Annotated in this window: 10 protein-coding genes; 6 read left to right on the forward strand and 4 right to left on the reverse strand. The window is 62.2% G+C overall.

Annotation, left to right across the window (positions count from 1 at the left end; genetic code table 11):
- Positions 1–185: 185 nt before the first annotated feature.
- From QZZ60_RS07685 to QZZ60_RS07710, 6 genes are read left to right on the forward strand one after another with little or no spacing between them, the layout of a single operon-like run.
- On the forward strand, positions 186–743 hold the full coding sequence (locus tag QZZ60_RS07685; RefSeq protein ID WP_295640126.1) for a 4Fe-4S dicluster domain-containing protein: 558 nt from the start codon (positions 186–188) through the stop codon (positions 741–743).
- A gap of 3 nt (positions 744–746) precedes the next feature.
- A complete protein-coding gene (locus QZZ60_RS07690) occupies positions 747–1,697 on the forward strand; it encodes a CoB--CoM heterodisulfide reductase iron-sulfur subunit B family protein (protein WP_295640129.1) in 951 nt (316 codons plus the stop codon).
- Positions 1,694–3,667, forward strand: coding sequence for a CoB--CoM heterodisulfide reductase iron-sulfur subunit A family protein (locus tag QZZ60_RS07695; protein ID WP_295640132.1), 1,974 nt, complete (start codon positions 1,694–1,696; stop codon positions 3,665–3,667). Before QZZ60_RS07690 ends, QZZ60_RS07695 begins: the two co-directional genes overlap by 4 nt.
- Positions 3,655–5,109 carry a hydrogenase iron-sulfur subunit gene (locus tag QZZ60_RS07700; RefSeq protein WP_295640135.1) on the forward strand — a complete coding sequence of 485 codons (1,455 nt, stop codon included), beginning with the start codon at positions 3,655–3,657 and terminating at the stop codon, positions 5,107–5,109. The genes QZZ60_RS07695 and QZZ60_RS07700 overlap by 13 nt, the downstream gene beginning before the upstream one ends.
- Entirely contained in the window at positions 5,106–6,443 is a 1,338-nt protein-coding gene (locus tag QZZ60_RS07705; protein ID WP_367119410.1) for a 4Fe-4S dicluster domain-containing protein, read from the forward strand. Before QZZ60_RS07700 ends, QZZ60_RS07705 begins: the two co-directional genes overlap by 4 nt.
- 9 nt (positions 6,444–6,452) lie before the next feature.
- The gene (locus tag QZZ60_RS07710) at positions 6,453–7,304 is read left to right on the forward strand and encodes an FAD/NAD(P)-binding protein (protein ID WP_294446234.1); all 852 of its coding nucleotides are present in this window, start codon (positions 6,453–6,455) and stop codon (positions 7,302–7,304) included.
- Between the two features lie 266 nt (positions 7,305–7,570).
- Here the strand turns inward: QZZ60_RS07710 and QZZ60_RS07715 are convergent, their stop codons facing one another.
- The 4 genes from QZZ60_RS07715 to trmFO all read right to left on the reverse strand — a co-directional run.
- Positions 7,571–8,239: a C40 family peptidase gene (locus tag QZZ60_RS07715; protein WP_295640138.1), complete on the reverse strand. Its 669-nt coding sequence runs from the start codon at positions 8,237–8,239 to the stop codon at positions 7,571–7,573.
- A 170-nt stretch (positions 8,240–8,409) separates the two neighbouring features.
- Entirely contained in the window at positions 8,410–9,372 is a 963-nt protein-coding gene (locus tag QZZ60_RS07720) for a magnesium transporter CorA family protein (RefSeq protein WP_295640141.1), read from the reverse strand.
- A gap of 71 nt (positions 9,373–9,443) precedes the next feature.
- Positions 9,444–9,815 (reverse strand): hypothetical protein, encoded by a 372-nt coding sequence (locus QZZ60_RS07725; protein WP_295640144.1) that lies wholly within the window; start codon positions 9,813–9,815, stop codon positions 9,444–9,446.
- Positions 9,816–10,052: 237 nt separating this feature from the next.
- Positions 10,053–11,187 (reverse strand): methylenetetrahydrofolate--tRNA-(uracil(54)-C(5))-methyltransferase (FADH(2)-oxidizing) TrmFO (gene trmFO / locus QZZ60_RS07730; protein ID WP_295640147.1); only part of this gene is annotated, 1,135 nt, incomplete at its 5' end.

Genomic DNA, 11,187 nt, shown 5'->3' on the forward strand with positions numbered 1-11,187 from the left:
GATACTTTTTCTCCTTTTTCGAGAGGGTGAGTATGGACTTGCCCTCGGAAGTATGTTCTACTTGATGGCGTTAAAAGGGATATTGCTGTCCTTTTTTTGTCAGACACTGAATGACTTTTCCTGCTCCATTTCGGAATGCGTTGTGATTTCTGATGGTTGTAAAAAAGTCTTCAAGGGGAGTCTCTATGAACATCACTAGGCTTGATAAAGCCAGGGACCTGAAGTTCAAGCGTCAGGTCGAAGAAGAGAGCGGTCAGAATCTGTCGACTTGCTATCAATGCGGCAAGTGCACGGCGGGCTGCCCCGGCGCTCAGGTCTATGACCGTCAGGTCAGCCAGATCATGCACGCCGTGCAGATGGGCCTCAAGGATGAAGCCCTGAAGAACCGTTCGCTGTGGCTGTGTCTGTCGTGTTCGACCTGCAGCGCCCGCTGCCCCAACAACATCGACGTGGCCGCGGTGATGGAAACGCTGCGCATGATGGCCCGTCGCGAGGGCCTGGTGCAGGATCGTCCCATCGAATCCTTCTGGAAGGCGTTTCTTGATACCGTGCATGCCACGGGACGCTCCTACGAGCTCGGCGTCATGGCCGACTACATGGGGCGCACCCTGCGCGGCTGGGGCAATCTGGAAATCGCGCCCATGGCGCTCAGAAAGAACAAGATGCCCTTCATTCCCTCGGTCATCCACGGACGCGAGGAAGTGGCGCGCATATTCAAGCGCTATGCGGAAAAGAGGAGCTGAGCCATGAAATACGCCTATTATCCCGGCTGTTCGGGCCACGGCACCTCTGTGGAGTATGAAGCCTCCACCCGGGCGGTGTGCAACGCTCTGAACATGGATCTCGTGGAAATCGAGGACTGGAACTGCTGCGGCTCCACGCCCGCGCATTCCGTGAGCCACGAGCTCTCCGGCGCTCTTGCCGCGCGCAACCTCATGCAGGCCGCCAAGACCGGCGCCGACTGCGTGATTTCTCCCTGCCCGAGCTGCTCCTCCAATCTCAAGATGGCCCGCTACCGCATGCAGAAGCCCGCCTTCAAGGCGAAGGTGGACGAGCTGCTCGATGCTCCCACTCCGGCCAACGCCGACGGCGGCGCGGATCTCATGGAGACCTATTCCGTGCTTCAGGCCATCGTGGAGAACGTGGGCGTGGAGAACATCGCCTCCCGCGTGACCTATCCGCTGGAAGGCCTCAAGGTCGTCACCTATTACGGCTGCCTCCTGAGCCGTCCCGCCCAGGTGGCGAAGTTCGACGACCCGGAAAATCCCGTGTCGCTCGACAACATCATGAAGGCGCTCGGCGCGGAAGTTCTGCCCTTCGCCCTGAAGACGGAGTGCTGCGGCGCCGCCATGGGCATCCCCGACGTGAACATTCCCGGTTCTCTGAGCGGCCGCATTCTCGACACCGCCAAGGCCGTGGGCGCGGAGGCCGTGGTCACCGCCTGCCCGCTGTGCCACATGAATCTCGACCTGCGCCAGCGTCAGGCCGCCAGAATCTCGAAGAAGAGCTTTTTCGATCTGCCGGTGTTCTACTACACCCAGCTCATCGCGCTCGCCTTCGGCCTGCCCAAGAACGCCATGCGTCTGGACAAGCTGGCCGTCAATCCCTATCCCCTTCTGGACAAGATCGCCGAACGCCGCAAGGCCCGTGTTTCCGCCGAGCTTGAAGCCATGAAGGCCGCAGGAGCCGCATCATGAAAATCGGCGTATTCGTCTGTCATTGCGGCAGCAACATCGAAGCGACGGTGGATACCGCCGCTGTCGCCAAGATGGCGCTGACCTATCCCGATGTCGTCTTCGCTGAAGACACCATGTACACCTGTTCCGAGCCCGGACAGGAAAACATCGTTCAGGCCATCAAGAAGCACGGCCTCGACGGCGTCGTGGTGGCTTCCTGCTCTCCGAGAATGCACGAGCCCACGTTCCGCCGCACGGTGGAGCGCGCCGGTCTCAACCGCTACATGTTTGAAATGGCCAACATCCGCGAGCACGTCTCCTGGATCGGCCGCGACCGCGAAGCCAACACCAACAAGGCCGCCGAGCTGGTGCGTCTTGCCGTGGAAAAGCTGCGCCGCAACACGCCTCTCTACGCCAAGCAGTTCGACGTGACCAAGCGCGTGCTCGTCATCGGCGGCGGCGTGGCCGGCATTCAGGCCGCCCTCGACGCGGCCGATTCCGGCATCGGCGTGGTCATGGTGGAGCGCGAAAGCACCATCGGCGGCAAGATGGCCAAGCTCGACAAGACCTTCCCCACCATCGACTGCTCAAGCTGCGTGCTCGCGCCCAAGATGGTGGACGTGGCCCAGAATCCGAACATCACGCTCTACGCCCATTCCGAGGTGGAGAGCATTTCCGGCTTCGTGGGCAACTTCACCGTGAAGATCAGAAAGCGCGCCACCTACGTCGACTGGGACAAGTGCACCGGCTGCGGAACCTGCACCGAAAAGTGCCCCACGAAGAACGTGCCCGATGCCTTCAATGAAGACATCAGCAACTGCCGCGCCATCAACATTCCCTTCCCCCAGGCCATTCCCAAGAAGGCCACCATCAATCCCGACTACTGCCGCAAGATCAAGGAAGGCAAGTGCGGCGTGTGCGCCAAGGTGTGTCCCACCGGCGCCATCGTGTATGACATGGTGGATGAGATCGTGGAAGAGAAGGTGGGCGCCATCATCGCGGCCACCGGCTACGACCTCGTGGACTGGACCGTGTACAAGGAATACGGCGGCGGCACCTATCCCGACGTCATCACGAGTCTTCAGTACGAGCGCATGATGTCCGCCTCCGGTCCCACCGGCGGCCACATCCATCGTCCTTCCGACGGCATGGAGCCGAAGAACATCGTGTTCATCCAGTGCGTGGGGTCCCGCGACTGCTCCATCGGCCGTCCGTACTGCTCGGGCTTCTGCTGCATGTACACGGCCAAGCAGGCCATCATGACCAAGGATCATCTGCCGGATGCCCAGGCCTTCGTGTTCTACATGGACATCCGCGCTCCGGGCAAGATGTACGATGAGTTCACCCGCCGCGCCCAGGAAGAGTACGGCGTGGAGTACATCCGCGGCCGCGTGTCCGCCATTCAGCCTACGGTCCGTCCCGACGGCAAGGTCGGCTACATCGTTCGCGGCGCCGACACGCTGCTCGGAGCGCCCGTTGAGGTGGACGCCGACATGGTGGTGCTCGCCGTGGGCGTGGAAGGCTCGAAGGGCGCGGGAAATCTGGCCGAAAAGCTTCGCATTTCCTATGACCACTACGGCTTCTTCATGGAAAGCCACGTGAAGCTGCGTCCCGTGGAAACCAACACCGCAGGCGTGTACCTCGCCGGCGTGTGCCAGGGCCCCAAGGACATTCCCGCCTCCGTGGCGCAGGGCAGCGCCGCTGCCGCCAAGGTCATGGCGCTCTTCTCCAAGCCCAAGCTGGAGAACGATCCGCAGGTGTCCGTGGTGGACATCAAGCGCTGCGTGGCCTGCGGCAAGTGCATTCAGGTCTGCCCCTATCAGGCCATTGAAGAAGTGGAGATCCGCGGACAGAAGAAGGCCCACGTGATCGAAACCGTCTGTCAGGGCTGCGGCGTCTGCACGGCCACCTGCCCGCAGGGCGCCATTCAGGTCGCCCACTTCACCGACAATCAGCTTCTCGCGGAGGTTAACGCCCTATGTCTGTCCTAGCTGGCAAGGAGCTCCGTATCGTAGGTTTTCTGTGTAACTGGTGCTCTTACGGCGGCGCCGATACGGCCGGTACCGCCCGCGCCGTTCAGCCTACCGACCTTCGCATCATCCGCGTCCCCTGTTCCGGCCGCGTGAATCCTCTCTTCGTGCTCAAGGCCCTCATCAACGGGGCCGACGGCGTTCTGGTGTCGGGCTGCCATCCGCGCGACTGCCATTACTCCGCGGGCAACTATTATGCCCGTCGTCGTCTGGAGCTGCTCAAGGAGTTCCTGCCGGTCATAGGCATCAACCCCGACCGCTTCGAGTACACCTGGGTTTCCGCTTCCGAGGGTCAGCGCTGGAAGGACGTGGTCACCAACTTCACGAACCGCATCCATGCGCTCGGACCGGCTCCCCGCTGGGAAGACGTGCCCGCCCGCTATGATCGTCCCGACGAGCTCATCGAGTCCATCCGGCCCCTCGGCTGCGGCGAGCATCCCTCGCTGCCCGATCTCAAGCAGGCCATCAAGGACGCGCTCGCCGAAGGACTTGAAGGCGTGCTCGGCTGGAAGAAGGGCTTTGATGCCGTTCATGCCGAACCTGTGTTCATGACCACGCCCGAAGAAGTGGATTCCCTCATCTGGGGCCCCTTCAACGTGCACAATCTCGCCGTGTATCTGCCCAAGTACAAGGGCCGCAAGATAGGCGTGGTGGTCAAGGGCTGCGACAGCAAGGGCGTGGTGGAACTTCTGGCCGAAAATCTCATTTCCCGCGAGGAAGTGAAGATCTTCGGCATGGGCTGCAACGGTACCGTGAGCCTGTCCCGCATTCTTGCGAAGCTTCCCGAAGGCGCGAAGATCGAATCCTGCGTCGGCCGCGGCAACAAGCTCATCGTCACCGCCGCCGGTCAGGAATACGAAATGACCATGGCGGAAGTGGCGCAGGACAAGTGTCGTCTGTGCACCAAGCCCAACGCCGTCCTCTCCGACGTGTTCGTGGGCACTCCCACCATCGAACCTGCGGCTCCGGCCGACGGTCGTCTGCCCGGTCTGCGCTTCCTCGACTCTTTGAGCCTTGAAGAGCGCATGGGCTACTGGAAGGGCCAGATGGAACGCTGCATCGCCTGCCACGCCTGCCGGGGCGCCTGTCCCATGTGCGTGTGCCGCGACTACTGCGTGTCCGACACCCGCGATCCCGCCTGGGTCACGCAGGAAGACACCGTGCAGCAGAAGCTGTTCTTCCAGCTCATCCACGCCCAGCATCTCGCCGGACGCTGCACGGGCTGCACCGAATGCGAACGCGCCTGCCCCATGGACATTCCCGTGTTCGCTCTCAAGCAGCAGTTTGGCCGCATGATTCAGAAGATCTTCAGCTACGGCGCGGGCCTCGACGTGAACGCCACGCCTCCGCTGCTCACCTATCAGGTGGAAGAACCGACTATCAAGGAGCATGATCTGGCATGAGCAGTCTCCTTTTCGCAACACCGAAAGAGCTGACGGGCTGGCTTGCCGGTCTGGCCTCCGGCCATCGCGTGCTGGCTCCCCGTCAGGAAGGCCCGAGCGTGGTCTTTCGTCCCCGGACGGCCGAAGAGCTCGCCTCGGCCGACATCGACGCGCTTCTGCGCCGCGCCACGGCCTCTCCCAAGCAGGCCATGCTGCCGCAGTGCGAAACGCTGGTGACCTTCAAGTCCGTCAAGGACGCCGAAGATCCCTCCAAGCTGACCACCACGCTTGAGGCTCCCACGGATGCCGAGCCCACGGTGCTTTTCGGCTGCCGTCCCTGCGACGCGCGCGGCTTCGTGGTGCTTGACCGTCCTTATCTGGAAGGCAAGTTCAAGGATCCTTATTACGGCGCGCGCCGCGCCGCCACGACCATCGTGACGCAGGCGTGCCCCACGGCCTTCTCTTCCTGCTTCTGCAACTGGGTGGGCGGAACGCCTTCCGACAGAGAAGGGTCGGACATACTCTTCACCGCCGTGGAAGGCGGCTTCGTTCTTGAAGTCGTGACGGAAAAGGGGCAGGCCCTTGTGGAAGGCGCAGGCTTTGCCGACGCCGCCGACAAGGCCGCCGAGGCCGAGGCCGCCCATGCCGCTGCCGCCGCTTCCCTGAATCCCGCTCCCGAGCTAACCCACGTCATGGAAAAGGTGGCCTCGCGCTTCACCGATACGGCCTTCTGGGACAAGGAAACCGTGAAGTGCCTCTCCTGCGGCGCGTGCACCTATCTGTGCCCCACCTGCCAGTGCTTCACCATCACCGATGAAGGCTCGCAGCTGGACGGCCGTCGTCTGCGCAGCTGGGATTCCTGCATGACGCCGCTCTTCACCATGGAGACCAGCGGGCACAATCCCCGTCCTTCCAAGGCCGACAGAATGCGCAACCGCGTGAGCCACAAGTTCAGCTTCTACCCCGAGCGCTACGACGGCTTCTTCTCCTGCGTGGGCTGCGGCCGCTGCGTGGTGAGCTGCCCGGTGTCGCTGGACATCCGTCACATGGTGCAGGCCGTCGTGGAAGGCGCAACCATCGAGATCAGGGACGAGGCTCCGGCCAAGGCTCCCGCCGCTGCCGTGGAAGCTCCCGAAGCGAAGGCTCAGGAAGCCGCGCCCGAGGTGAAGGCTCCTGCGGAAGCTGCGGCCCCCGAGGCTCCCGCGAAGGAAGCCGCTCCCGAACAGGCCGCGCCTGCGGAAGAAGCTCCTGCGGCTGTGGCCGCGGAAAAGACCGCTCCCGCTCCGAAGGCTCAGAAGAGCGCTCCCAAGGCTGCTCCCAAGTCCTCCACCAGAAGCAAGGCAAAGAAGAGGTAAGGAGAGAATATGAGTGAACATGACTGCGGCTGCAGCAAGAATCCTTACCTGCCTGAAGTCGCTACGGTTCTGGAAGTCATCACGGAATCTCCCACCATCAAGTCCTTCCGTGTGCGCTTTGACAATGAGGAAGCATGGAACAGCTTCACCTACCAGCCCGGCCAGGTGGGACAGCTTTCCGTGTTCGGCGTGGGCGAGTCCACGTTCGTCATCAATACCCCGCCTTCGTGCAAGGACTACATCCAGTTTTCCGTCATGCGCGCGGGCGAGGTGACCACCGCCATCCACAAGCTCCAGCCCGGCGACAAGGTGGGCGTGCGTGCTCCTCTGGGAAACTATTTCCCCTACGAGCAGTGGAAGGGCAAGAACATCGTCTTCGTGGGCGGCGGCATAGGCATGGCCCCCATCCGCACCATCATGCTGCACGTCATGGAACACGCCTCCGAATACGGCAAGCTCAGCCTGCTCTACGGCGCGCGTTCCCCCGAGGACATGGCCTACAAGGCCGATCTCCCCGGCTGGCTTGAGAGCGACGTTCTGCACACCACGCTCACCATCGACCGCGAGGCTCCCAACTGGCCTCACCGTGTGGGCATGATTCCCAACGTGCTCAAGGAGCTGGCCCCCAGCCCCGACAACACCATCGCCGTGCTCTGCGGCCCGCCCATCATGATCAAGTTCACGCTGGCGGCGTTTCGCGAAATGGGCTTCAAGGACGAGAACATCATCACCACCCTTGAACGCCGCATGAAGTGCGGCATAGGCATCTGCGGCCGCTGCAACCTCGGCGGCAAGTACGTGTGCCTCGATGGTCCCGTGTTCTCGCAGGCTCAGCTCAACGAGCTTCCTCCGGAAATGTAGTCCGGCGGAAAAGGCATGAATGAGAAAGGCCCCTTCCGAAGAAGGGGCCTTTTTCGTGTCGGAAAGCAGGCAGCCCGGCCCGGAGGCGGAAGGCGTGCGGAAGGATCGCACGGGCGCTGCGGAAAAGTGCGCCGGGCAAAGACCTCCGCTCAGACGCTTTCAGGCTACCGGGCACAGGCGACGGCCGACCCGGTCGTGACCGGGATGCGTTCCTCTGCACCGAAGAAGATGAGGGGAAAAGAGCAGCCGGGGCGAGCCTTGCAGGACTATTTTCTGCCGATGCCTATTTCATCGAGCAGGGCCTGCGTGTCGGAGAGTTCGGGATTGCCGTAGAGGTCGAGATCGCAGGGCGGTTCCTCAAGCACGCGTCTTGCCGTCATGTAATGGCGTTTCCAGTAATCCGCTTCCAGGTTCTCGATGCGCACGCGGGAGCCTGCCGACGGACTGTGTATGAATCGTCCGTCACCGAGATAGATGGCGGAGTGCCTGCCGTTGGGCGTGTTGGCGATGCGGAAGATGAGAATGTCGCCGGGAAGAAGATCGGCCTTGGCCACTTCCTGCCCTGCGCGGGACTGACGCACGGAATCGCGGGGCACGGTGACGCCCTGCTTGGAAAAGACCCAGTACACGAAGCCCGAGCAGTCGAAGCCGGATGAGGGCGATGCGCCGCCGCTTCTGTAGCGTACGCCTATGTGCTCGCGTGCGGCATCGGCCACGTCCTCGCCCAGAGACATGATGGTGGGGCAGAGATTGGCCCGGTACAGGGGAGAAGGTGAACCGGGGCCGGGCAGCATGGAGCTTGCCTGAACCGCGGCAGGCTGCGTTTGCGGAGAGGGAAGAAGCGCGGTTCCGGCTTTGGGCTGACAGGCGCAGAGCGCCGAAGCCGTGAGACCGGCACAGAAAACAAAAGCGATAGCGCGAAGACACGGATGCATGAAGGGGCTCCTGTCGGCGTCGCGGAACGTCGGAAAAGAGGCGTCGCGCGGAATGAAAAAGTAAGCGTGTGAGGAATGTGTCAAGGGTGCCTTTGAAAGAGAATGCTGTCAAGTCCCGGATTTTTCACGACTGTGTCCGGACGGAAAAACAAAGAAGGCACGGGGGACGGTCACTTGAACCAGCCGCGACGGAAGAAGAACGCGAGCAGCGACACGGTGATGACGCCCATGACGCCGAGCACCACGAAGTAGCCGTACTTCCATTCGAGCTCGGGCATGAAGCGGAAGTTCATGCCGTAGATGCCCGCGATCACGCTGAGGGGCATGCAGAGTGACGTGAGCACGGTGAGCACGCGCAGGCGGTAGTCTGTTTTGCGCTGGGCATGAAGCAGACAGTCGTTGTGCAGGTCGCGCAGACGGATTTCCAGCTGATCCTGACTGCGTACCAGATGGTTCTGGCTGTCCATGATGTCCCGGAGTTCCGCCTTCAGATGGCTGAAGGGCACGCTCTGCGTCTGCAGGCTCTGCAGCACGCTCATGCAGTAGAGCTGATCCTCGAACTGGGAATAAAGGCGCCCCACGCAGCGGCGTATGGCGATAAGTTCGTCCTGGCCTATGTTGTCCGGATCGTCGTATATTCTGTCGGCCAGCGCCTCCACGGCGGCTCTGGCGGTCATGTACTGGCGCGTGCTCATGTCCGTGCAGGCGTCCATGATGAAGAGCAGAAGCGCCTGACTGGAAGGCTCGGAAAGCTCGCTTCCGTTTTCAAGTCGCGCGAGGGCGCGGTCGAGCAGCTGGATCTGCGGAGAGCTTATGCTCACGAGCATGCCCTTCATGCAGAGCATCATGACATAGGAGGCCTTCGGGCTGTTCCACTGCATTCTCAGCGGAAAGCGCACGAACACGCATCCGCCCGACACGTCCACATCGGGAAAGTTTACGGGCACGGTGCAGGCCGCCGACACTTCGGCATCCACGTGCAGACCGTGCAGGTAGGCGCCGAGACGCTGCAGTTCCTCCTGCGACTCTTCCATGCGTATGTCGTGCCAGACGAGAATGTCGTCCCCTTCGGGAGGCGTCTTCTTGAGCCAGCGCCAGTCCCGGGCCGTAAGATGGTAGTGCCGTATTTCCATGGAGAAAGGCTAGCACGAATGCCGAAGCCTGAAAAGGCAAGGATCATGAGAGATGCGTGAGGGATGGGCGGCTACAGCAGAAATTTTTTCAGCATGGCCACTTTTCCGGCGTATTTTTCCGGCACGGGAATGCGCCTGCCCTGCACGAAGGCGGCAAGGGCGCGATCGATGCCGGCAACGGTGGAGCCGGCCTTGCCCACGCATATCCAGCTTCCGTCCTCGGCCGCAGAGTAGTCGCTTATGGCGACGGTTATTTCCTGCTCCATGCCGGTGATGGAAAAGCAGACCATGAGGCTCATGTCCTCACGGCATACGATGCTGTGAATGTGAAGAAAATCCGACAGATGAGCATTGGCAAGCGTCATGGCTTTCTCGCTGTTCAAAAATGCCCGGGCAAAGGTTCTTCCCGGCACTTTCAGAAGGTTGTCGAAAAATCCCATCATGCCTCCATGGAAGGGTGCCGCGGCTGCGGAAGACCGGGAGGGCAGCTTTCTTTTTTCGAGGGACGCGCCGTATTTTCAGACGGGCGTCGTCTCACTGCTCCGGCACGTTGCTGACCGAGGAGCCTTTTGCCTTCCCGACGGGGAGGGCGCTTTTTCCGCATCGTTGCCGCGCGGCTTTGTTGCCGGAGCTTCGTCTCTCCCGGAAAACGGCCGAGGCCGCCGGGAGAGCGCGGGAACTCAGAGTCCGGCATCCTCCAGCCAGGCGTCGAAGTCGGCACGGCCGCGGTCGGCCATTTCCGCCTTGCGGGCCTTTTTTTTCGTGCGCTCCGCAAGCTCGGGCATGAGTCCGAAATGGATGTTGGAGGGCGTGAACTTTTTGGAGGGCGTCTTGAGGTGCGTCATGAGCGCGCCGAGAGCCGTGGTTTTGGGGGGCAGGGAGAGCTTTCTGCCTCGGGCTCTCGCGGCGAGAAGAAGACCGAGCCACAGTCCGCAGGCCGCGGATTCCACGTAGCCTTCCACGCCGGTGATCTGACCGGCAAGATGCACGTTCGGCCGCTCCTTGAGCGACAGATCCTCGTTCAGGCATTCCGGAGCGTTCACGTAGGTGTTGCGGTGCACGCTGCCGAAGCGCAGAAATTCCGCATGGGCAAGGCCGGGCACGAGACGGAACACCCTGTCCTGCGCGCCGTAGGTCATCTTGGTCTGACAGCCCACCAGATTGAAGGATGAGCGTTCCGCGTTTTCGGCCCTGAGCTGGAGCAGGGCGTAGGGACGACGGCCGGTGCGCGGATCGGTGAAGCCCACGGGCTTGAGCGGACCGAAGGTGAGCGTGCGGTCTCCCCGGTCGGCGAGCGCCTCGATGGGCATGCAGCCCTCGAAGTGTATTTCCTTTTCAAAGTCATGGGCGGGCACGCGCTCGGCCTCGCGCAGCGCTTCGTAGAAGGCCGTGTATTCGGCCTTCGTCATGGGGCAGTTCAGGTAGTCGCCGTTGTCCTGCGCGTCGGGGTCGACCATGGTTTCCATGGGCTTTTTCAGAAAGGGCGCGTCGTCGGAGTAGGGCGGCGGCGCATCGTTGCCGTAGCGGGAGCCGCGGAAGGCTATGCTCATGTCCACGGAGTCGGCCCGGACGATGGGCGCTATGGCGTCGTAGAAGTACAGACGGGTGTCGTCGCCGTCCGCGGCGATGACATCCGCAATGGAGGCGGCAAGGCTTTCCGACACGAGCGGCCCCGCGGCCACGATCACGGTCTTGCCTTCCAGTTCCGGGGCGTCGAGCGAGGGAATCTGATGCCGTATGAGCGTGATGAGCGGCTCTTCCTCCACGAGGCGGGTCAGAGCTTCGGAAAAAAGGGTGCGGTCCACGGCCAGAGCC

It is taken from the genome of uncultured Mailhella sp. (assembly GCF_905187505.1).
Taxonomy (GTDB): domain Bacteria; phylum Desulfobacterota; class Desulfovibrionia; order Desulfovibrionales; family Desulfovibrionaceae; genus Mailhella.